This window comes from Enterovibrio litoreus (assembly GCF_045679545.1).
Classification (GTDB): domain Bacteria; phylum Pseudomonadota; class Gammaproteobacteria; order Enterobacterales; family Vibrionaceae; genus Enterovibrio.
On the sequence record NZ_CP166195.1, the window covers coordinates 403,041 to 427,653 of the forward strand.

The window sequence follows — 24,613 nt, forward strand, 5'->3', positions numbered from 1 at the left end:
AAAGGGCTTAATTTTGGGAGCATTTGACAAGCTAAAGACGGCGATTAGGTAGACAAACGAACATCGAGCGCCTGACCTGCTGCTGCGTCGATTCCAGGATCATTTTCGCTAAACAGGGGCGATATATTGACGATGTCGTGAAAAGCCTTCATCACCACTGAACACTGCAAATCACTAAGGGTATGAAGTATCCGATCTGGCCAGTGCAAGGTGTCTGATGCAAACCACAAGATGCCGTATTCTTTCTGAAGAACCGTAATTACCTCGAACAAGTTTTGACTGCGCGAAACACTCTCATCGCACGTTTTCAGCGTCATCATTCCAAGCGCATAATGGTCGCTGTCAGACCCTTCAGGCCATGTCCAGATAATCACGCCCACATAGCAGGCATGCCAGTCTATGGCTTCTCCAGAAAAGTAATAGGGTGTTTTCCACGCAAACTGAGCGTGGTCTGAATATGCGCACGGGAAACTCGAAAAACTGGTGGGAATGCTGGAAGGAGAAAAGTTAAACACGGTTTCGTGGAGGGAAGAATAAGCTCTGCCCGCAACAGAGTGATGGCTGGCTTCATCATAGTTTTTTGCGGAGGGATAACCGACTAAGGCGATTTCATCGGGAAGTGTTATCGGAGGTGAAATAACACGCTGCGGCACAATGGCGGGGTAGTACATTTTCAATCCCAACGGCATCATCAGTTGCACGGTCGCGGGGATAAATATCTGGCCCAGTTGTTCTAAAAAACCATCCGTATCATCGTTGTACTTTTGGCTACGATAACCTTGCCACACGCGAATGCCTTTGGGCGTTAACAGTTTAGTTTGCATTCGACCCCCGGACAATCCGCAGTGCATGATGCTAATGATTGCCTCCATGTTGATAAGACACAGGAGGTAGTTAGCTGTCAGTATTACGCATCAAGTATTGTTAGCGCTTCTAAAAGAACGCAAATCCATTTTGTTATACCCCTTATAACATATGTATTAGGGCATGGCCGCAAAGCGGTCGCCAGCCCATCAAACCGTGCGGAAGATCCTCTCATCACTGCCCTCATGGTTGGGCTGGACAGAAATGTTGATTTTGTATCCAGTTAGCGACTACGAGTGTATCAATATCACACTACACTCTAGTGATACTTAATTGCGACACCACACGCGCTGCCTACTCGCGGTCAAGTAATCGAAATACGCAATGACAATCTCATCTTTGGCGAGCAAAAAGGAAGAGAATATGATGCATTTAGATCCCAAATTATTTCGGGCATTCAAAGCCGTTGCAGAATCTCGTAGTTTCAATGATGCCGCTGAAATTGCAGCAATGACTCAGGCTAATATCAGCAAACATATTCGAAGCCTTGAAGAGCAGGTAGGTTACGAGCTTTTTATTCGAACCCCGAAATGTCCCGTGATGACAGATGCAGGCAAAAAGCTTCTGCAACACATCAAAAACATTGAAGATCTCAACAGCGATTTTTCTTTAGAAGTGCAAAGTGATTTTCATCAAATCGAGGGCGTGGTGGCCTATGCCATGCCGCCGTCGTGCCTTTTGTCACCGCATTTTCCCATGTTGCTAGAACGGCGTTTGAACTACCCAAAGCTCGAAATTGATTTGACGCTTATCCACAACAGTCAGGTTTTCGACAAAGTGCTATCAAGTCAGGTTGATTTTGGTTTTGTCACCGAAAAAGTCGAGCACCCACGGCTAACCTATTTCAGTTTTTGTCAGGAAGAATATGCCATGGTGGCAGCGCCAAGTTGTAACGTGACAGAATTCAATAGCGAAAATCTTCTAGATTACAATTACATTGAATATCCTGGCATGGATGTGTATTTCAATTTCTGGCGACGACATTACTTTCCCAACCTTCATTCGGTCAGTGATTTATCCTTGCACTTTGCCGGGCGGATCAACAGCATTGAAGGCGCAATTTTGATGGTATTGGGTGGTCTGGGCGTTTCGGTATTTCCCCGCCATTGTGTACAAGAATATATTGATGCTCACCAACTGGTAGAGTGCCAACTTGATTCCACAGTTTCGACGCCGCTTTTTAACGATATTTACATCATCAAACTCAACACCTGTGTTCAGCCTAAACGCGTCGATGAAATCATTTCTTGGTTCATGGAGATTTCCAACGGGAAACATCATTGAATGAGAGTAGGGATTGCCCTTCAGTCACGATTATCTGCTTTTTTCAATTCATACAAAAAAGCCCGTCTAGGGGCGGGCTAGGATTCTTTTGAGTCACAACAACTACGTCTCTTTATCTGCTTTAATATCTTGGCACATATCCCACAGTTCTAGTTGGTGCACTTCAGAGTCAGGAAGTTCCACCAAGTCTTTCCCTTTCTTTTGGTAAACTACCATGTACTTATACGAGCGATTGTTTTTCTGCTCATAGGCAACTTTGTATGATTTTCCTTTCTCCGCATTAAACAGCAAGGTGCCGTAATAAGTCGGATTATTAAAACTTTCCATGTTGTATCTTACGAGCGTTGCGCCTTCTGGAATAACAACCGATTGTGACTCATCATCACCACTCGTACTGAATTCAACGATCGTTGCTTTTTCTATATCGACAACATCAGTCCATTGAGAGAATGAATAGTATTCATCACAACCTTCTTCAACTAGCTTTTCAAAGTCATATACCGTTACCTCCATGTCTTTGAAGCTATGGTCTTGAACGGAATACTGTGCCGAAAGGTAAGCGCCTTCTTCGATAGACTTGTGATCTTTCGAATAATTAACGGATGCGCAACCGGAAAGCGCAATACTACCCAATACAACAATTGATTTTAATTGATTTATTCGCATCGATACGCCCCCGCATACATTACCAAATGAACCCATTTCCCTGTGCTGTCATAAGAAGTAATAACCTCCTGATGTTCAACGACAATAGCATTAGCATTCAGATCCCTTGCCGCTATATGGCGCATGTAGTTGGTTAGGTACTGCTCGCTAACATCTGCATAGGTAAGAGATTCCCTTAGCTCACCAAGGTCTTTGCACCCTTTATAGGGCTCAACCAGCAAGGTCACTGTTTCGCCCAGAGGAGTCAGTGCTTCTCCATACTCCATAATATCCATATGTCTAGATATTGTGCACCCGGATACCAATGTCGCAGAGACTAGGACACATGATATATTTTTCGTTATTGAACCAAGTTTTATTTTGTTTAGTTTAATCACGTAATACTTCCTTTTACGACTAGAAAAACTTCAATTACCAAAAGCACTTAAGATGTAACCTGCTTACCGCTCAAACGCCTTGGCGTTGAACCACTCCTTTGGTTGAAAACCACATCCAACATCGAGGCCGATAAGGTTGTCGGTGCTGAAACCTCGATTAAGGCAGCCTTGCCTTTTCTTAAGCGTAGAAGAGCATCAGGCGTCCGTTTACCCGATAGCTAATCTACTCATTTCTTTATATTTTCTTGTTATCAGGCCATTGCCTGATGCTCGTGCTGCTTGAAACTCAAATAACGCTTCGGTTTCTTCGGATAATTCAAAACTCACCGATAAACACCAAACATTTAATTCGATCAGAAATTTAGCTAAGCGGTATAGACACTCTCCTATTTAGACTGTCCGTCCCTGTTATTTTTTGCATTCATCTACAAAGTAGGCAGAACACCTAGCATCAAGTTAGAATCAGAAACAAAAATAAAAAATCCTATCCCTTCTTTATCTTTAACCTGTAAAACATTCACTTCTTTAACTGTGCCCTTTACTGCCAATGCTTGTTCAAGAATTGTTCGAAATGCATCTAAGTATGTAATATCACTGTTTTTCATCACATCTCTTTGAATATGAAGCCGAGTCGAATAAATAGATTCAAACTTATCTATGGGTAATGCCGCTACACTTTTTAGTTCACTATCATCCTGATTCAACAGGGTGATGAGCCTACGGGCGTACTCCCGGTGAACCAACACGGCATCAGAAATTTCATCAATCAATGCACTTTTATCTACTGTCATTTTGATACTCATCAGTATGCACTGGGAGAACCAGGTCCCAGAGGCTCTTCCACTCTCGCTCCGGTAACTACTCCGGGAACAAGCACTTCTAGCTCCGCGAAACTATCGGGGGATGGCACCGTCTCGCCGGGAGCAAACTCTCTGGATAAGACTACACCTCCAGAGCCATCTTTACTCGCATGATAGTCCGCAACGGCTCGTGACATCGTCCAACTCGTAAAAACACTATCGTTGTCACCCGCATTGTGACGATCAGGATCATCATGTCCACCTTCAAGTCCAGAGGGAACCGCCATGCCATTTACCGCATTTGGGTAATCAGGGTGGCCGGCTGAAACGCCTCGATAAAGCGTCATTCCATTCGTCGACTCCGTGGTTGTAGCTGTTGCCGTTGCACGATCTTGAGTCGTTGACTGCCCAGTAGTATCACTCCGCATCCAGATTGCAACGCCAGCAATGGAGCCAGCGACCGCATATGCAGCCCATTTAGGCCAAGCGACATCACTTGGGTCTGGTATGGCAGTATCCGTAGCGATCCATGCCAGTGTCGCTTCAGCGACAGCCTCTCCGTTCGGGTCGATAAATACAGTTGGACGATTATGCGTATAGGTATAGAGCGCTAGGTTTTGCGGTGTATACACACCTCCCATTCCTGGTAGCATTTCCGGATCAACACCCAGATATGCACCTAATATCGGATCCGGGCTCTGCCACACACTCGTCCGCGGGTCATAGTAACGTGCACCGAAGTAGTAAAGCCCTGTGGCCTCATCGAGCTCTTTACCCGTGAAGTAGTAAGGCGTCAGCTGGGTATTGCTCTTCTCGTGAACCCAGGTTTCACCGAATGGGAAGTACTCAAGGTGCTCGTATACTTCACCGTCGATATCCGTGATGTAGCTCGAGCTGCCAAGGTGATCGCCATGGTAATAGAACTGTTTGGCTTCAAAGTTGATGGAGCCATTACCGCCACCGCCGGAGCCGCCACCTGAACCACCTCCGCCATTGCCATTACCACCCGGATCAAGGCCAGCGTCTACCATCGCTTGATAAAGCGCAGCTTCTGCAGCTTCCAGATTGCTTTGGGCGACTTTCAGTGCATTGTGTGCTGCTTTCTTCGCGTTACCTTTCGCTGCCTTGAACGCTTCAAGCGATTGGTCATAAGCCGCTTGCGCCGCTTCTACCGCCGCCTGTGCATCCAACACTTCTTGTGGCAGTTCTTCCGTTGTGGTGTCGGTTGTTGTGCCATCTGTTGAGGTATCTGTAGTGGTCTCCGTGGTGCTCGTTTCTGTCGAGGTAGTGGACGTACTGTCAGTACCCGTCACCAAGGTGGAGCTTTCATTTTCCATCACTCGGGTGTGAATGCGCTGGCTACCGGCATAGTAGTGCTTGGTGGCCACTTTGCCAGCACGTACCACCAAATACGCATTGATGTAGCGCGTTTCACCCTGACTGGTGGATTTGATCACCCGTTCTCCACCAGCATCATAGATGTAGGTACTGGTGTGTCCGTTATCGGTCACGGTGCGGATACGGTTTTCTTCATCCCACACGATGTCGCGGCGCGTACCATTGTCATCGTTTGTCCAGCCTGTCTGGTTACCGTTGGCGTCATAGCTGAAGGTGCGGTTACCAATATTGCTGGCGGCATGAGGTTGCGCAGAACCCGTGTATTCGTACTGCCAGTCGTAGCTGGTTCCTTGAAGGTCATTCCAGCCTGAGCCATCGAGCGGCAAGCGCTCATGCAACTGGTTCTTCGCCGTGATGTTATGGATGCTGTCATAGCTCATCGAGAGGCTGTAACGTTCCTGATGACCCTGACGGGATGTCCAGTCACCACTTGCACTGACGAGTTGATAGAGGTTGTCATAACCAAAGGTTTGGCTTGTTTCACCGCCAAACAAATTGCTGTCTACAGGCACTGATGCCACATTCGTCATGCTCAGAACATTGCTCATCGCTCCGTAGACGTAGCTGTTGTCCTGGAAGGTGCGGTTGCTGTTGGTCGCAGTCAACGCATCCAGTCGGCGACGTTCCGCTTCATAGCTGTACGTCATGACGGTGTCATTGCCGAACTGCATGTAGACACGTTGACCAAACTTGTCATACGTCAGCGCTTTGAGCGGCGCATAGGTGTATTCACCCTTAGTGCTGCTCATGGCTTTCATGCTGCCGCCACTGTCGTATTCGTGTACCAGTAACTCTCCATCTGGATACGTCAATTCACGCAGGCGGTTCCAGCTGTCGTAGCGGTAGCTGGTCTGATACGTCTTGGGTGCACTGCCCGTCAGCGTGGTGACGGTACGCTTGGTATTGATGATTTCACCCAATGCGCCGTACTGGTAGTACTCGGTGCCGGAAGCGTCACTCACACGCGCCAGACGGCCTGCAGTGTTGTCCGCCGCCCCTGACCCACCGTAGTAGTAGTTAACATTGTTGACGGCATTGATCGGGTAAGTGATGCCCGCTAAACGCTCGTAGTCATACGTATAGCTAACGGCTATTCCCTGCGCACGCAGGTTGGCTGTGATCTTCTGCACCACGTTACTGGCGTTGTCGTAAACGCTTTCGGTTAGGCCCATGTCAGGGCTGTCGATGTGAGTACGGCGGCCTGCCAAGTCATAAATCACACGGGTGATGTTGTTGAGATCATCAGCCACGTTCAACAGTTCATTCACCGCGCTGTATTGGTAGCTGGTGAGAATGTTGGCGTGTCCACCCATCGGGTTGTGCTGTGCCACAGTGGTGATGCGGCCGCGTACGTCTTTGTATGTTTCAGACTCGTTACCGTTGGCATCAATGCTTTGGTGCTCAAACTGCATCGCGCCGCTGCGGTCACTGCCAAAGCCGTAGGCGTTGGTCAGGGTGTTGCCATCCGGGAGGGTCGTCACCAACACACGGCTCAACACATCATAGGACTTACGGGTTGGGTTAACCGAGTCGTACAGGCTATTGAAGGTGCCAGATGTACCAACTGCTTCTTCAACGGGATACCACTGTGCAATGTCTCGGCCAAAGGCATCGAAATGCACGCGGCCGGACGCCACCATCATCGGCGTACCCTGTCCGGTCTGGCCGTTGTCGACTTCTATGTCTTTTTTGGTCTGGATAACGCGCATCAGACCATCGACGAAGGTCACGGTGTCGATGGTGTCAAACTTGCCTTCATCGAAGTGCGCAGTGGTCGCATACGGCACCGTGGCATCCGGGAAGTAGGCAAAATCAATGGTCGTTACACCGTTTTCAATCTCATACGGAGCAGCAACCGTCTCGATACGGCCTTTGGCATCAAGGGTGAAATTGATCTTCTGTGCGTTGGTGTCGGTGTTGCTCAGTACCGTACCAAAGCGATAGTCATAGGTGCTGGATGAGGCATAACCGAAGCTGTCAGTCACGCTTGCCACATAGGTTTGCACCGCATCGTCCATCACATAGCTCAGGACATAGCGCTCACCTTTGTAGTTTTCAGGGCGAGTGATGGTTTCAAGGTTACCGTAGATGTCGTAAGTGATATCGGTCGTCAGCGCAGTGGTTGCATCGGCGTAAACCCGCACCCTCTCCACACTGCCTTGCGCGTTGATGTCTGCTTCACGCTGGCGAAGCACATTACCCGCTGCATCACGCAGCACAATCGATCTCGGCGCAGACACAATCCAGTCACTGACGATCTCGTGGTAAACCACGGTGGCTGTCCAATCGTCAGATGTCCCGACATCACCATGATCGGTTTGCACCACCACGTTGCCGTAATCATCGTATTGGTAGTCGGTGCGGGTTTGCTTCTCTGCGGTGTCTGTCCCTTCATAGAAGAAGGTTTCTGTCGTCACCAGTTGCGGGAAGGCAGAAGTAAAGTCGTTTTCTTTGCCTGCCACATCCAGAATCGCACCACTGAATACGTCTTCGGTCTGGAAGCTGTTCACGGTCTCGGTATAGGTATTACCGCTGCCGTCTTTCATCACGCTGTAGCGTGCCAGCCCTTTTTCGTAGTAGTTGTCGTTGATGTAATCCGTCGACACATAACGGTAGAGCGCATCACCGTTGGTGGTATCCAGCTCCATGGTGGTGACATTGGCGAAGCCATAGAAATCACGCTCACGACGATCGTGATAACCGTTCGAATACACGAAACGCTGTTTCATGGTGTCCGCACCGTCGCCCGCAAAGCCATCATTGGTGATTACATTGCTCAACACCCAGCGGTTTTGCGGCATATCGAAGGTATTACCTTCGCGGTGGTAATCAACAGTGAAACTCGCACCCAACGGACGCTGAACAGATTTCAGCATGTTGGTGCGGCCAATGGTGCTCTTCTTCACACGAAGATCGGTTTCAGCACCCGATTGCAGTACGTCAGGGTAGCCATCGCCGTTGACGTCGTTAATCGAATAATTTTCCTGCGATTCCCCATCCGATGAATACGCACCGGCATTCATACATATTTTCATGACGAAGAGTGGTGGCACTAAAGGAATACAGACAGTGAATGAACCATTGATAGAGGTAGACTCACTGCTACTGACCTGAAGCTCATTCGCGCCAGTCCAGTTCGTCCAGCCTGCAAAACTGCCGCCTTTGTTGATACGGACCTGGATGTCTGAGCCAGTGAACTTGGCTTCATCCAGCAAACCATCGCCATTGACGTCATAGAGCGTATGCAGCTGATGAGTTTCACTGGCGTTTTTGCTGATACCCACTTTGATACTGGCGGCACCAATATTGATGCCCAAGCCACCACCGGCAGCCTCACTTTCACCTTCTTTTATCTGAGCAAATCCCCAGTTTTCAGGTGCAGCAAATGCGTAACCGAGATTGATTTGCGCCGTACCGTTTTCGTAAACACGGTCAGGCAAACCATCGGCATTGATGTCGCGCCAACTGACATTGGCATGGTCCTTGGTTTTACCACTGGTGCCGGAAATACCTGCTCCCGGCATGGAGGTGTTAGCTTCAACAAAGGCTTCTTTGAACGTTTTGGTGGTTTGGTTATTGGCCGCACCACTGCTGCCCATGCTGAAGTTTCCGCCAAGGGTGACACCCTGATTTTCAGACTGCGACGTACTTGGATGACCAAGGCCATTGTTCTTCGCACCAGATTCCAAAGCCCCAAGCATGTCGGTGTACTGCACTTGTGATTGACCGATGATGTCCGGATAACGGTCGCCGTTCATGTCACTGAAATCTGTCAGAATGCGGATATCCTGATCAGTTTCGCTGTAGCTGCCACTGGCACCAAAACCGCCCAGCGGTACACCGCCACCAATGGAGTAGCCACTGAAGGACACTTCCGTCAGCTTGTTAATTGCGCGGATAGCCTGGCTGCCATCAGAGCCTGCTGGAATAGCGCTCGATGGGGCATATTCATCCTCACCAAAGCGTGAGCTCGACATATTGGCGGCGTTAAGCAACGAAAGTTCGTCGTAGCCACGCCAGGCATCAACCTGCGCGATAGGCAGCATCATGATGAAAATGCTGTTGGTTGGGTCGTAGGCGTTGGCTGCCAGATTGTTCTGGTCGATATTGGTCAAATCTGGCGGTGAGTTGAGCGCGTCTGTCAGCGCATCATCCAGCTTAAGCTCAGATTCAATAATTGGCTGCTCAGCGCGAGCGCCATTACCGTTGTAGACGAACTGCCCCCAGCCTCGGTATTCAGGCCCGAAAATAAAGGTGTACGAGTAGGTGTAAATGCCGGCATTCCACGCCGTGACAACGCCTTGGTCATCAATTTCCACGCCCGCATCCAGCGCAAGCAAATCGGCAACCGCCGGCGTGTCAGTGTGGTATTCGATAAACAGCACATCACCCGTCAGCACATCGAGTGAGATATCTGCGGGTGCAGCGCTTAAGTTGCCGTTTGTCACCTCAAAGGTCTGTTTCGCCAGAAGCACATTTTCTTTTTTCACCGTAAAGGTGACAGTGCCTGATTCCGTGCCCAAAGGCGCAGTGATCATCGGCGTGATCAGCACGGTGCCGTCTGCATCGGCAATCCAGCGCTGTGTCACCCGGCTTGTTTCATTGAAGATGTTGAGTGACGCCACCGTTTTGAATGCAAGAACAGCAGACCCATCCTGAATTTGATCGTTAGTGGTTGGATCATCGGCAGCAATGTAGGTCGCTACTGGCTCCCAATCAAAGCCAGCCCAATCCACATTGGTATCCGCGTCTATTTCAAAGCGGTAAGTATCACCCGCAGAAACATCTAACGTTAGGCTGATATTCTGTTGCGCCGCAGCAAGACCGTAGTTGGTTTCCCACACCGTCGTGTTTGTGGTGTTGGTTCCATCAAAGGTCACTTTGGTGATTTTTGCAGTCACGTTATCGCTGGTAACAGGTTTGGTTAGCGTGCCGCTGATTTGCACGGTGCCATCAATGGGCACACCCAAATCACCTCCTGCAAGCACATAGTCATCGGTTGCTGAAACACTGTATACAGGTAGGCCGTTGGCATCGGTTTCTGCCACTTTGTCGGTATAGGTAATGACAGGCGCCCACGAAACCTCATCGTAGTTACCGTCGAAAATCGACTGAACACGGAAGTAGAGGCGGTCACCTTTATTGACACTCACTGCGTTCACACCGCTTGGTGTTTTTACGCTGTAGTCATCAGCATCGATGGTGGTTGCCCAAAGCTCCGAAGCCGCGAGCTGAATGGCAACGCGCACACCGTCTGCCTGAGTATAAGCCTGACGGTCTGCACTGGTATCCTCCACCAGACTGACCGGTGCGTTGATGCTAACCACACCGTCATAAGGTGCTTTCCACGTGCGCACCGTATCGTGCAACGGGTTCTCAGCAATAAAGTTCGCCAGTTCATTCGGGTCGGTTTCAAACCAACCGTCAGTGACCAGAGTGCCAGATTCATTGATGGGGTTTGGTGTGTTCGCGCTCGACAACACAAAGTGCGGTACCGTGGCATTGGTGCGTTGGTTATAAAGCACACGGCCATTCGCCACGATATCGGTCAGGCCATCGCCGTTAACATCACTGAAGTAGATGTCGTTGACGGTTGTGCCCCCGCCACTGGTAATCCCTAAATCGCCACTGAAGCTACATGCACCAAGAACAGCTTGGAAACCAAAATTCTTGTTCTTTCCTTTGTCGTGGTAGAAAGCGTCTGCTGAACCTGTAAAGGCCTGGAATGCGGCAAAGCTTTCGCCTTCACTCGGCCCTGACAGGTTTTTCTGGTAGCCCATCACACCGCCGCTGATCAGCACTTTGTCTGCGAGGCCATCGCCATCGATATCTGACATAGCCAGAATACCGTCGCTCTCTGATTTGCTGGAGCCACGCTGGAAGCCGATGGTCATGGATTTACAGGCAAGGTTTCCGTCAAAGATACCGAAGCTGACACCAAAGTGGGCTCCACTACTGTCAGACACAGTGCCACTCAAAGAACTTGCACCATTGCCTGCAAAAGAATCTGCCGCTGCGGTCGCAGCCAGACGTTCAACCGTGGCTTCTGGAGAAAGATCTTGATTCGCAAGCTGAGTATCGCTGCTCTGCGCAGACATAGCGGCATTCGCCAGTTTCGCATTCAGCGCGTCGATATCGCCTGATGAGGTTTGGGTTGAACCGTCCGCTGAGGCAATCGGCAGAGACGAATCCACATCTGCCACTGGCGTAAAGCCTGAATTTGCCAGCGTGTTGTTTGCCGCAGGTTTCAGGGCGGAGGCATCAATCAGGTCGCCCGGCAAGGATTGAGAGCTGTCGTAGAGGAAGTTACCCCACTGACGGTAAAGTTGTTTGTTGGCATCGTCACTATCGACATGCAGACCCGCTGTGGCATCTACGCCCAGTTCCACCACAGACACACTCGGCGTCCAGGTACTTAACACAGTTTGGTCAACATCCTGCGGGAGGTGGTATTCGAAATAGACGGGTTCGCCAGCGGTTACATCCAGCGCCACCGCATTGAAACTGTTGCCAGTGGAAAGATCCAAGGTTTCTTTTGCCAGCGTCTGGTTGTTGGCTTTTGCTGTAAAAGTCACGGTGCCGGAAGCTGACAGACCTGCTGGCAAGTTAGGCTGGAGCGTCACACTGCCGCTTTCGCTCGCCACCACACTGCTTTCTACTGCGTAGCCATACAGCCCCATGTCAGGGTTTAAGGCGTAATCAAAGCGCGGCGTACCATCGCTCAAGTAGAGCATGTCAGCGGTAATATCGCTGTCGTTGGCTGACACGTAATGGATATTCAGCTCACCCGACAGTCCCGCCCAATCCACGTTAGTGTCACTGCTAATCACCAAACGTAAATTATCGTTCGCTGTCACGGCAACGTTGCTAACGGCAAGGGTGCTGGCTGTCAGGCTATCGCCCGCCGCATAGCTTTGTTGCCACACCACAGACTCACTGCCGTCAGCCGCAGTTTTAACCACAGTTGCGGTGAGATTGTCGGACGTTGCTGGCTTGGTCAGCGTGCCGCTCACCGCGATTGTCCCGCTAAATGGCGCGACTAATTGGGTGCTGTTGGAAGAAACAAAATCTGCAGACGATTGGTAAACATTGAGCCTCAATGCGTTGGCATCTAGCTTGTCAGAAGCGCGATCGGTGTAGCGAATGTTTGGATCCCACACCACCTGATCGTTTGCGCCATCTTCCAGCGAGTTCACGCGGAACATCACCAGATCGCCTTCGTTAACCGCGATGGAATCTAGCGCTGTTGGCGATTTGGCGGTGTAATCATTCGCGGCGATTTGTGTTGCCCACAGCTCGCTGTTTTGATGCTGAACCGAAACGCGAACACCGTCGCTGCCGCTGTAATCACCTGATCCAGCCACCAGTGAAACCGGCGCATCAACCTTCACCGTGCCTGTGAATGGTGCTTTCCAAACGCGCACGCTGTCGAGATTGGCAAAGGCATCAGCCGCATTGCTGCTGTCGGTGAACACAAAGCCGTTTTGCGCATCACCCGAGCCGAGGAAAATCTTGTCGAGGTAAACCAGATCAGCAATGCCATCACCGTTGACGTCGGTGACTGACAGGCGCGCATTCTGACCTGCAATCATGTCAGGTGACGCTTTACACTCGCCGCTCGCGCTGTAAAACGCTTCCTGCGCAGAGACCATCAGTTGCGCTGCGCCATAACTCACTGATCCGTCAGCGCCGACAGAAGCCGCGCGATAGCTGATGCCATCTGAGTCGACACTTAGCTTATCAACCAAGCCGTCGCCGTTAATGTCAGCCATCGCCAAAAGGGTTGGCGCCGTGTTCACATAACACGCTTGGGTGCCATCGGCATTCAGAGTGGCTAATGACGGAGTAGTTTCCGTTGCGCCAGCATCAGCTTGTTGCAGGCTGGTTGATTCGACGGTGCGGGTGTTCAGACCATCTGCCATGTCATAGGCATCACTCATGGTCCACGCTTGCGTCGCAGTGAATGGCTGATAGTTGCCATTGGCGTCGCGCACATCGTCGTAGTAACTCAGTGAATGGGTATTGAACAGTTGTCCGTTGGCATCAAATTGTTGAATAGAAGCCAGCAAGGTTTTGTGGAATGCACCCTCGGTGTAGTTAAACGCGTAGGAACGAACAGACTGCCCTTGGAAGCTGACATCAATCTTTCGCAAAAGGTCGGCAGTGACGCGCTTGAAGCCGGTGCGCGCATCGATCATTACGTCCTGACGACGGCTTTCAGACAGATCGCGGTCGCGGGTAAAGTTGACAGAATAAGCCCCTGCCGCGCTGTTAAATCCGGTGTAGTTGATGGACTTGATATAGAGCTGTTGGCCCTGAACGCCACCTGTGCCGTTACCAATACCGGCATCGAACACTTTTTCGTAGTTGTAGGTGACAGTGTTGCCATAGGTGTCGATGGTTTTCACCAGCGCCCAATCAGAAATATTGCCGTCGGCTGTTGCCAGTGTGGCGGCCGTTAGCATGCTGGTACCGTCGCCACCGAAGAAATGGCGAGTACCGTTCTTGTTGGTCACTTCCCACCAGTAATTGGTCGGGCTGGTGCCGTGGCGAACAATGCGGTTGAAGCTACCTTCCACGCGTGGGTAAAAACGTTTTTCGCTGGTACGGACAACGGGCGTTGCACGGTGTGAAACAGGGGCTAACTGCTGCCCAGCAAACAAATACGTTTCGCTTTCGGTTGCGCTATCGTAGCGCGGTACACCCCAACGGGTATCAAGAGAAACCGTTGGCAGGCTGAGATTCCAACCCATGCCCATCCAGCCATTACCCGCGGCAGAGCTGTAACTCACCTGCAGTTGTGGCGCCATTCCCTGACGGCCGCCCGGCAATTCAATCGGGTAGCTGGTGCGGGCATCACCCATGGCATTGGCCTTGGGTGCCTGAATCAGATTGATCGACGCGCCCGGATTGGCCGCTTTCATGTCTTTGAGCTGGGTGGTACCGAACGCCTGTGTTTCCGGTGAATCTGGCGTTTGGATAACGGCGTTAATCATGTCAGTGAAGTGATCGGTTTTTGAGATGATCACACCATCTTTGGTGACCACTTCATTACGCGCCAACTGCACCCAACGGTTGGTTTCATCGTCATAGAAAAAGGTGTGAACATCGCTTTCGGAATAGCCTTCCGGGATCTTGCTCTTGTCGTAGCCGAGGGTGAGTTCGTTTTCCTGATTGAACTTGATGCCGTGAGGCAGGAATCGGTAAGCCGCTGCATCGCCACGAGTAACATTGACCATGCCTTGGTCAAGCGCCGGAATATCACGCGCTTCCAGCGTAAAGACTTCGATATCACGCGCCGCTGACAGCGAGGTTTTCAGTACATTGAGTGATGCATCTTCGAACCCGACAAGGGTGTCAGTTTCTGTGCTCGCAAGGTGTCGGGCATAACCACGTTCTGGCAAGGCATTGTTTCCTTGCATCGCTTTCACACCTGCCGCAGTGATCAACACACCCTCGTCACTCACACTTTCTTTTGGCGCAAAAGCCAGTGTTTGGCTCAGCGTTTCTCCGCTTTCGAGCACAGCGTCAACCTGTACGGTATCCCCTTCAACCGGCACCAGGGTTTCAAAGCTGCCATTGACGGTTTGCACCACCTTGTCGCCAATCTGGAAGGTCACCGAGTCGTTACCCTCGCCTTGCACAAATCCGCGCAGATAAGCGTGCCCTTGATAGCGGAGATCCGCTTGTGGCTCAAACACATGCAGTGAAGGCTCAGTGCTGGCTGCTTGATTGAGTTCAAACGAAATGCTCAGGTTTTCAACCTGATATTTGAGATGAGAATCAGAGTCAGCAAACGGGGTAAAACGAATCAGGTTTTTGCCCGCTTTCAGCGCGTCGACATCAATCGGTTCGCTAACAGACGCCACGCCAGCTTGATCCGCTTGGATGACTAAGCCGCCCTGAGAAAATTCGTCGTTGACCATCCGAATGGTACTGGCTGCGCCCGACAAGCCCTTCACGTCATAGCTCAGGGTGGCAGATTTCAATTGTTCCGGCTGGTAAGGCAAATACACGTCGAACTGGTTGTCATGTTTTGCATCGCGATATTTACCCGGTGCTGCGCCAAGTAATGCTTTCTGGTTGTCTGAATTTGCCACTTGCTCAGCAAAAGCGAGTTCGACAGGAGGCGTCAGCAAATGGGAAGTCAGGGGGGTATTTGGGTCGCTAAGAAAACGAATTTCACTTGCGGCTTTCGGGTTGGCATTTAATGCAACAAGTTGAATTCTGACAACCCCTGTTATCATTCCATCATCTAAATGTAATGTATTCCATTTCCCTTCAGGTAAATCTTTCAAATTCACGTCTAATAATGAAGGAACCTTTAACCACAGATTATTTATTTTTTGCTCAACAGAGAGCATATACTCTGCATTACCATAAACCTGCACAGCCTCAATAGCTGAAACCGTTTCAAAATAGCGCTCAACAAGCAGTGACGAAGGGGTATTAAAACCAGAGGAGACTGAGCCATCGAATAGTTTTTCTTGCTGAGGGTAGGCATGCTTAATGTCGCTGTCTATTTTCCTGTTTTTCAGAGAAGAAACATCAAAATAGTTTGGTGATACTTCATTGCTATTTCCAGACGAGGACAGCATAGCGATATTGTGTATTGCCAACGCACTGTTAGAAAACAACATCGAACCAATAACAACGGATGCAACAACCTTTGAGACTCGACAAAAAGAACGATCCATAGCCAACTTATCCCTTTGTTTTAATTCATCACTTAGCAAGCGACATCACACAGAATCTAGGTTCCGATTTCACTGCACTGAACACGTTTGAGACTAAAAAACCAGAATCAACCAAACGTTTTAATCGAATGCAGAAACACGATATCTAGAACGAATACACTTACTTTTGCAGATGTAAATTCAAAAAAAAGACCAATCAGCGATTAGAAATTAACTAAGTTGTCATGCATCTCACTTTAGGAGCGAAATGTTCGATGATTAAAATAATCGTGTTAATAAATTAAAAATGAACACAAAATTCGAGATTTATTATTCCATCAAAAAATCAATCATCATAAAAACAAGTCATCACTCTAAAAATTAAGAATGCAACCAAAGCCTGAAAATGAAAATCAATATACTAATAACTAATTTATTACTACTTATCTAAGCCGAAAGTTAAAAAGTACCAATCCATCAATTGTGTATTGGCAGGTTCTCAATGTTTCGGCGTATTGATGGCAGTTAGTGATATCAATCGAATAACGTAAGCGCCCTTACTCATCATCACTCATATCGAAGTTCCTATCATCTGATCGTGGTTTGTGGAGAGTTAGATGATTTAGAAAAAAATGTCATCTTCATTTCGATAAAGCGATAGCGCCAGTCCTGATATCAGTGCAATGCATCAATATAGATTTGTGCCCGAGCAACCTCGATACGCTAGAGGTGGGTTATGCAAAGGGCGCTGTATAAAACAAGGCAATCTGGTACACTCTCGCTCCATTTTCCATGTCGAAACTTTCATCATGTCTGACAACGCCTTTTCCCAACTTCACCCAACCTTGCAGCAAACACTCGCTGACCTTGGCTACACGCAGCCTACTGAGATCCAGCAGCAAGCCATTCCTCAGGTTTTAGCAGGGAATGACGTGATGGGCGCAGCGCAAACCGGCACAGGGAAAACCGCGGCTTTTACGCTGCCACTGATCCACCAGTTGCTCGAAAGCGGCGCAAAAGGCGCAACCCGAGTATTGGTGGTCACACCAACGCGCGAATTAGCACAGCAGGTGTATGACAAAGTTATCGAGTACAGCCAAAACACATCACTTAAATGTGTCGCCCTATATGGCGGTGCCAACATCAATCCGCAGAAAAGTCAGCTCCAAAAAGGTCCAGAAATCGTGGTGGGCACGCCTGGTCGTCTTTTAGACCATCTGCACATTGGCACGCTGAATCTTTCGAGCCTCGATACTTTGGTATTGGACGAAGCGGATCGCATGTTAGACATGGGCTTTATTTCAGACATCAAACGATTAATGAAGAAAATGCCAAAAGAGCGCCAAACGCTTTTCTTCTCTGCCACTTATCCGAAACAAGTATTGGATTTGGCGTACCGCCTGCTTAACCAACCTGTTCGAATAGAAGTCGCGACAGCAAACAGCACTGCTGACACCGTCAATCAGCTTGTTCATCCTGTCGATAAGAAGCGTAAGCGAGAGTTGCTGTCGTTTTTGATTGGTAGCCGTAACCTACAACAAGTGTTGGTGTTTGCTAAAACCCGCCAAACGACAGAAGCCTTGGCGAACGAGCTTAAACTCGATGGCTTAGCGGCCGAAGCCATTCATGGTGAGAAAACCCAAGGTGCACGAAACCGAGCACTGGAAGGCTTTAAAGAAGGGAAAATACGCGTATTAGTTGCTACCGATGTGGCAGCACGAGGCTTGGACATTCCTTCGCTTGATACAGTATTTAACTATGAGCTGCCACACGCAGCGGAAGATTACATTCACCGGATCGGACGCACCGGACGGGCAGGCAAAAGCGGAAATGCAATTTCGTTAGTGAGCCGAGAAGAGGAAGGCATGCTTGCCGCCATTGAAACCTTGATTGACCAACGTTTGCCACAAGAATGGCTGGCTGGATTTGAGCCCGATTTGAATGCGGAAATTGAGCACCGCGAGAAGCGTGGTGGCAGAGGGGGCGATAAGCGTCGACTCAAACATCAATTGCTAAAAAAATCAGGTGCGAAAAAGCGCTAATTAAAAATACACTTGGGCGCATTTGCGCCCTATGCCCTCTCGGGCTGTGCACACCGATGAATTACTCTCGTCTCAGATAATCCGCTACACTCTCAAGGAAAATTCAACAAGACGAACACGCCTTATGCACATCCCAAATATCCATTTTGACCATAATAAGACCAACCAAGCAGAACTTGAAATCATCGATCTTTCTGAGGTTAACCGCAGAAATTACACCACACACACTCCAAGCCAGCCACATCGCGTCAATTTCTTTATGCTGATATTCATTGAACAAGGCAGCGGCAATCATTGGGTCGATTTCAAGAAGTATTCGTTTCAAGCGGGTTCAATTATTTTCGTGCAGCGAGAACAAGTACACGCCTTTGACTTTTCCAATAACCCGCAAGGCAAAATACTGATGTTCACCCAAGCGTTCTTGGACAAAGTGCATCACAATATGCGATTACCAAGTTATACACCCACGCACCTCAACAATCTCTATTCACCGCTGTTGGCGCTTGATGGCAGCAACCAATCTAGAACCCGGTCCTTACTCAATGAAATGCAAACAGAGCTTCAATGCCACGACGCTGATCCTTTGATTGTCATGTATTTATTCTCTGCGCTTAGTTTGCTGCACCGTCGATTAAAGCTTGTTGCCGAAGTCGACAATCTTTCTCCTTCCCAAAGCCGCATGTTGTCGAAATTCATGGCACTGCTTCAAGTGAACTGTGAACACGTGCGTGATGCAAATTGGTACGCTAACCAACTCGCCACGACATACAAGACCCTCAATCGCGTGACCAAAATTGCCACATCTCTGACAGCCAAACAAATGATTGATAGTTACACCATCATCGAGATCAAGCGCCAACTGGTCGTCAATAAAGTCACTACCCAACAAATCGCTCTCGATTTTGGCTTTGATGACTCAAGTAACTTTGTTAAATACTTTAAGAAAGAAACCAACATGACCCCAAGCTTATTCAGAAATCACCATAGTCAAATAAGCTAGTCGCTCTGGCTCACAACGCCCATATACACATTAAGTCCTCATTTAATTCAACTAATCCCTGTTACCGCTTTCGCAGACGGCAATGAACAATCCGCATCCTCTCGTACATCGGGTTCGATATTCACCATTTTTCTGCCTAGATTCACTCTGCCCGCACTTGCGTTAACCCCCTATTCTTGCCTCAACGCCACGATTCATTAAAGGACGAGACAATGAACAACCAAAACAACAATATAATTCGCATGGCTGCTGCAGCGGGGGTCATGAGCATGGCGGCATGCAGCGCGACGACATCAGAAGTGACGCTTTCAAACAAAGATAAAGCTGTTGCACTCATCAGTAGCATCGAAACGGGTGACCATGGCCCAATCGCATATATCAATCCAGACAAATACGTCCAGCACAATTTAGCGGCTGCCGATGGTCTTCAAGGGTTTGGTGAGTTAATGGCGATGTTACCGGAGGGTAGCGCTAAAGCTGACGTTAAGCGCGCATTTCAAGATGGCGACTTTACCGTCACACACACAGAATATGATTTCTTTGGCCCAAAAGTTGGCTTTGATGTGTTCCGCTTCGAAAACGGTCAAATCGTCGAACATTGGGATAACCTTCAAGCCATTGCTCCTGCCAATCCAAGCGGACGCACGCAATTAGATGGCCCCACGCAAGTCACGGACCTCGACAAAACAGATGCGAACAAAGCGATTGTCGCAGACTTTGTGAAAACCATTTTGATGGAAGGCAATATGGCCCGAATCAATGATTTTATTGACAACGAAGACTCTGCGTACTTGCAACACAATCCGATGGTGGCAGACGGTCTTAGCGGCCTAGGCGAAGCATTAAAGCAATTGGCCGAACAAGGCATGCCGATGGTGTACAGCACCAATCATAAAATCTTAGGCGAAGGCAACTTCGTGCTGGCGATTAGCGAAGGGATTTTCCTGAAACAAGAAGTCGCTTTTTATGATCTTTTTCGTTTAGACAACGGCAAAATCGTGGAACATTGGGATGTAATTGAAAACATTCCACCCCGTAGTGAATGGAAAAACGACAACGGTAAGTTTGGTTTTCAGTAAGTCTGACTTTTACTGGTGAAAAGCACGCTAATCGACACAACAAAAAGCCGCAAAACTGAAGTGACCCCGTAAAGCTGGACATTTCTGTTATGCGGCTTTTTGCTATCCTTTTCTGATATTAATAGATGTGTGCGTAAGCATTATTCTATTGCTTACCGACACGATTTTTCTGGCTGGCGGTGTCGCTATTACTGGCAGAATAGTAGTTTTCTCGAAACGCTAAGCTCCCCCACAACGCATTTGCGTGAGCACGATTCACAATCGCTTGCCCAATATCTTGCTCCTGCAAAGTATCGGCATCAGGATCATATTGATAGGTTGAGATCCCCAATCCCGGCTGGATCACGACCACTTTATTGTCTTCCGTCATCCATGCAAAATTCTTATCTCGCTGCATCAATGCACGTTGCTTCTCTGCGGGCACGTCTTTGGTGAGATCGTGACCGATCATCGGGTTATCGCCACTGATCCCCGCCAGTGAAAGCAGTGTCGGCGCAAGATCGATTTGGCTAACCAAACGGTTATCTAGGCGTGGTTCAATGCCACCCCCGAAAATCACCGCTGGAATTTTGAAATGTCCAATGGGAACGGGCAAGTTACCGTAAGTACGCGCATCATGATCTGCCACTACCACAAACACGGTGTCATCCCAGTAGTTCGATTTTTTTGCCTTATCAATAAATTCTCCCAAGGCAAAATCTGCATATTTCACCGCATTTTCAACGGTTTTTGGGGGCTCGTTATAGGGCTCAATGACATTGTCAGGGTATTCAAAAGGACTGTGGTTAGAAGAACTAAATACCAAACTAAAGAAAGGTTTTCCTTCATTTTCTAACTGGCTGAACTGCTGATCAGCTTTATTATACAAATCCTGATCAGATGCCCCCCACGAACCCACAAACGTCGGTGAAGCAAAGGTTGGGAAATCTTGCATATCCACAAAACCGTTGCCCAAAAAGAAGCTTTTCATGTTGTCGAAGTGGCTCTCACCGCCATAGATAAACTGGGTGTGGTATTGATTTTCTTTCAGCAGATCTGCAATCGAAAAAAAGTTGGTCTGGCTTTTACCCAACTTCACTACCGAACGAGCAGGTGTCGGTGAAAAGCCTGTAGTGACTGCTTCAATACCTCGCACTGAGCGCGTACCGGTTGCGTACATGCGTGTAAATGCCCACCCTTCATCTATCAAGGCATCTAAATTGGGGGAAGCATTTATCCCACCAAGGCTTTTCACATAGCGAGCGCCGTGACTTTCCAGCAAAAGAATCACAATGTTTTTTGGCTTACCTTGATAGGCAGCTTCATGATTGGCAAGCGATGGCGCTTTGTCGGACAAGAATGCTGACGCAGGTACATTCATTGACGCTCTGACTTCAGAGATAACCTCTGCACTGTCCATCTTGGGATAGAAATCAAACGCACTCGCTTCCGACCCCATTTGTTTGGCAGCAAACAGCACTGAGTAAGAAGAATTCAGCGTGATGTCGTTAACTAGAGGATCACTGGAAAAGAACACCATTGCGGGGTTGAGTGGACGGTGGCCCAACGATGAACGCGCCCCCGTCACACCAATGACCACCACTAACACCGCAATCAACGGACGCCAATACCATTTTGGATAGCGCAGGTCGGAAACCAGAGATTGACTCCATTTCCATCCCAGCACTAAGGTCAGCAGCGAAACCACTAGGCCGATAAACAATTCCAGTTTGTAGCCGCTCCAGAGCATGCCAAATACCTCTTTCGGATAAACGAGATATTCCACAAACAGGCGATTTGGTCTCAGGTCGTATTCCATGATGAAAGGCGGTGTCGCCACTTCCATATAAACAACAAACCATAAACCTAGGGTTATCCATACCCGTAAAATCCAATGCCAAATTCGTCCAACAATATGATCACCAGATAGCAGTGAAGACAGTAAGGCGGGCAAAATTAACAAGTAACTGACTGAGGCGATATCAACACGCAACCCACTTAGAAATATCGCACTCCAACCTTGCGCGTCATTCACGCGATCAATCTGCCAAAGGGCAAGCCCTAGTCGTGACACCGTAAAAATAACAATCAAAGCGACACACGTACAAAAGATCGGATATAGCGGACCAAGAATGAGTTTTAAATTTCGCAACACTGTCACTCCATGTGATGACGATGAAAAACAAGGGTCTTCAAAAGCATTGGTTCTCAAAAGCAATGGCTCTCAAAAACAAATGGTTCTCAAAAAAATGGTTACCAAAATATTGGGTCGCAGTTTTAGTGCCCCGCACCGTATCGACAGCCCGCAAAAATATCGAGTGGCTGACTATAGGCTTCTGTTGATACGTCCATAATGCCAAGAAGAGTATGAGACACGTTGTCATGCGAGAAAGGTTGACTGGCCTTGTTTCTCAAACATGCCTCATCTATCTGTTTTTGATTCATGAAGTCATCTGATCCCCAGAACAACAGCGGAATTTTCTTTTGTGTTTCCGGCGCAAAGCTGTAAGGCAAGCCATGCAGAAAAACCCCACCCTCACCCAAAGATTCACCATGATCAGAGAGATACACCATCGCGGTGGCAAATTCATCCGAGCGCAATTTCAACTTTTCAATCAACTCAGAAAGAACAAAGTCGGTGTAGCGAATGGTATTGTCGTAAGTATTTACAATTTGCTCACTGGTGCAATTTTCAATATCCGACCGCTGACAATCAGGCTGAAAATAAGCCATTGATGCCGGATAGCGTTGATAGTAAGTCGGGCCATGGCTACCAATAAGATGCAAGAATACAATCCTGTTTCCGGTAAGCGCATCGATGTGAACATTAAGGCCATCCAACAATGCAGCATCAAAGCAGGTCGAACCATTACACGCATCTTTTGCGTCAGTGCCGTGCAATTCTGTTTTTGGAATATGTTTAGCGACGCCTTTGTCTCCGCCATCGTTGTCCTCCCAATTCATGCTAATGCCAGCTCGCTGCAGAACGTCTATCACATTGTCCTGATTTTCACCTGCGGCTGAGTTATAGCTGCCTCTATCTAACATTGAGAACATACAAGGCACAGACAGCGCGGTAGCTGTACCACATGAGGTCACGTCCGAAAAATAAATAGGCGAATATTTCTCAGTAAAAGCGTTCGTCGGCTTGTCATATCCTTGATATTGAAAATTTGCGGAACGTGCCGTTTCACCCACAACGAACACCATGAGAACAGGCTTCTTCCCGTCGCTTTCTGAATCAGGCACTTGCCGTGCATCGAGCCCAATGGATTTGTACTCACGAGGCTCACTGAAGTATTCCTCTTTGACGACTTTATAGCCGCTATAGACAACATGAGTCGGTATAATAACTTTTTTCAAGTACGAATTATTTCGTCCAACCGAGGAGTAATCTTTGTAATACAAAGACGCAATAAGCAGTATGCCGACCACAGAGAAAAGCATACTGGCTAATTTACCCAAAAGAATTCTTACCGCGCCGTCGTTGCTATCAAGCGGAAATAAGGCAATAAAAATGGCGGGGACAACCCCAAACAAAACCACCCAAGCTACGGAATGAGCACTCAAATATGAGGTAGACTCGCTTGTGTTAGTTTGAAGAATATTTATCAGCATATCTCTATCGAAAATGATCCCATAGTTAAAAGAGCCGTAGCTCACCATGCTAGATACAATGACAAGAGCGATAAATATCGGTTTGAAAAAGTAAGGCCAAGAAAAAATATTGAAAATGAAGTTCAGCGCGAGCGTAAAGAAAATCGGAATAGAAATGATAAACCCAATTTTCACATGTTCTAGATCGTGAAATATTTGATAGAGATTCTGATAAATAGGTAAATTTAAAACTAGTGAAAAATAGAGTGCGACCACAAAAGTCGCCATCCAGTAAGTTTTGATTGGCAATGAAATAAAGCGCATTTAGATAAGTATCCATGCCCAAGTAAATGTCGCAAATGCCAAAGAAACAAACACCGCCGCCGAGCCAATGTCTTTCGCTCTTCCGCTTAGTTCATTCCACTCTGACCCAACCCTATCCACAACCGCCTCAACCGCTGAATTCAGTAATTCGGTGATGATCACCAGCACCAATGATCCAATCATTAATAGCTGTTGAATTTTATCGACCGGTAACCAAAACGTTAAAATAATCAGGGGCACAGCCATAGACACTTCTTGTCGAAAAGCCGCTTCATGTTTCCACGCAGACAAAAATCCCCGCATGGAGAATTTAGTGGCATAGATAATCCGTAAAATACCGGTTTGGGAAGATTTCATTTACAACCGCTCTCAGAAAGTTCACTCAATATGTAGCCCAGTATTGCATACAGGTTGCATCGTCAATTCATGCTTGTTGTACCCATGCCGTTCGGCGCTTTTAGCACAAATATCGTGACGCACTATGAAGCTACTCTGCTAAGCAAAGCTTATTGGCGAAAACTTAAGAA

General features: G+C 48.3%; 12 protein-coding genes. 4 read left to right on the top strand and 8 right to left on the bottom strand.

Going from position 1 to position 24,613, the window contains the following annotated elements; all coding sequences use genetic code 11:
• Positions 1 to 44 precede the first annotated feature (44 nt).
• Positions 45 to 824 (bottom strand): hypothetical protein, encoded by a 780-nt coding sequence (locus AB8599_RS17445; protein WP_407334171.1) that lies wholly within the window; start codon positions 822 to 824, stop codon positions 45 to 47.
• A 403-nt stretch (positions 825 to 1,227) separates the two neighbouring features.
• Between AB8599_RS17445 and AB8599_RS17450 the strand changes: the two genes are divergently transcribed.
• Positions 1,228 to 2,148, top strand: a complete 921-nt coding sequence (locus AB8599_RS17450; RefSeq protein WP_407334172.1) for a LysR family transcriptional regulator — start codon at positions 1,228 to 1,230, stop codon at positions 2,146 to 2,148.
• A gap of 102 nt (positions 2,149 to 2,250) precedes the next feature.
• Here the strand turns inward: AB8599_RS17450 and AB8599_RS17455 are convergent, their stop codons facing one another.
• From AB8599_RS17455 to AB8599_RS17470, 4 genes are all read right to left on the bottom strand, one after another.
• Entirely contained in the window at positions 2,251 to 2,814 is a 564-nt protein-coding gene (locus AB8599_RS17455; protein ID WP_407334173.1) for a hypothetical protein, read from the bottom strand.
• Positions 2,805 to 3,080, bottom strand: a complete 276-nt coding sequence (locus AB8599_RS17460) for a hypothetical protein (RefSeq protein ID WP_407334174.1) — start codon at positions 3,078 to 3,080, stop codon at positions 2,805 to 2,807. Before AB8599_RS17460 ends, AB8599_RS17455 begins: the two co-directional genes overlap by 10 nt.
• 536 nt (positions 3,081 to 3,616) lie before the next feature.
• Positions 3,617 to 3,982, bottom strand: a complete 366-nt coding sequence (locus tag AB8599_RS17465) for a hypothetical protein (RefSeq protein ID WP_407334175.1) — start codon at positions 3,980 to 3,982, stop codon at positions 3,617 to 3,619.
• 11 nt (positions 3,983 to 3,993) lie between these two features.
• On the bottom strand, positions 3,994 to 16,086 hold the full coding sequence (locus AB8599_RS17470; protein ID WP_407334176.1) for a SpvB/TcaC N-terminal domain-containing protein: 12,093 nt from the start codon (positions 16,084 to 16,086) through the stop codon (positions 3,994 to 3,996).
• A gap of 788 nt (positions 16,087 to 16,874) precedes the next feature.
• Here AB8599_RS17470 and AB8599_RS17475 point away from each other — a divergent pair.
• The 3 genes from AB8599_RS17475 to AB8599_RS17485 all read left to right on the top strand — a co-directional run bounded on the left by AB8599_RS17475 (position 16,875) and on the right by AB8599_RS17485 (position 20,186).
• Positions 16,875 to 18,107, top strand: a complete 1,233-nt coding sequence (locus AB8599_RS17475; protein WP_407334177.1) for a DEAD/DEAH box helicase — start codon at positions 16,875 to 16,877, stop codon at positions 18,105 to 18,107.
• Positions 18,108 to 18,231: 124 nt separating this feature from the next.
• A complete protein-coding gene (locus tag AB8599_RS17480) occupies positions 18,232 to 19,107 on the top strand; it encodes an AraC family transcriptional regulator (RefSeq protein WP_407334178.1) in 876 nt (291 codons plus the stop codon).
• 263 nt (positions 19,108 to 19,370) lie between these two features.
• Positions 19,371 to 20,186, top strand: a complete 816-nt coding sequence (locus AB8599_RS17485) for a hypothetical protein (RefSeq protein WP_407334422.1) — start codon at positions 19,371 to 19,373, stop codon at positions 20,184 to 20,186.
• A gap of 145 nt (positions 20,187 to 20,331) precedes the next feature.
• Here the strand turns inward: AB8599_RS17485 and AB8599_RS17490 are convergent, their stop codons facing one another.
• From AB8599_RS17490 to AB8599_RS17500, 3 genes are all read right to left on the bottom strand, one after another.
• Positions 20,332 to 22,317 (bottom strand): LTA synthase family protein, encoded by a 1,986-nt coding sequence (locus AB8599_RS17490; protein ID WP_407334423.1) that lies wholly within the window; start codon positions 22,315 to 22,317, stop codon positions 20,332 to 20,334.
• Between the two features lie 125 nt (positions 22,318 to 22,442).
• Positions 22,443 to 24,086 carry a phosphoethanolamine transferase gene (locus AB8599_RS17495; RefSeq protein WP_407334179.1) on the bottom strand — a complete coding sequence of 548 codons (1,644 nt, stop codon included), beginning with the start codon at positions 24,084 to 24,086 and terminating at the stop codon, positions 22,443 to 22,445.
• Entirely contained in the window at positions 24,087 to 24,443 is a 357-nt protein-coding gene (locus tag AB8599_RS17500) for a diacylglycerol kinase (RefSeq protein WP_407334180.1), read from the bottom strand.
• Positions 24,444 to 24,613: the final 170 nt, after the last annotated feature.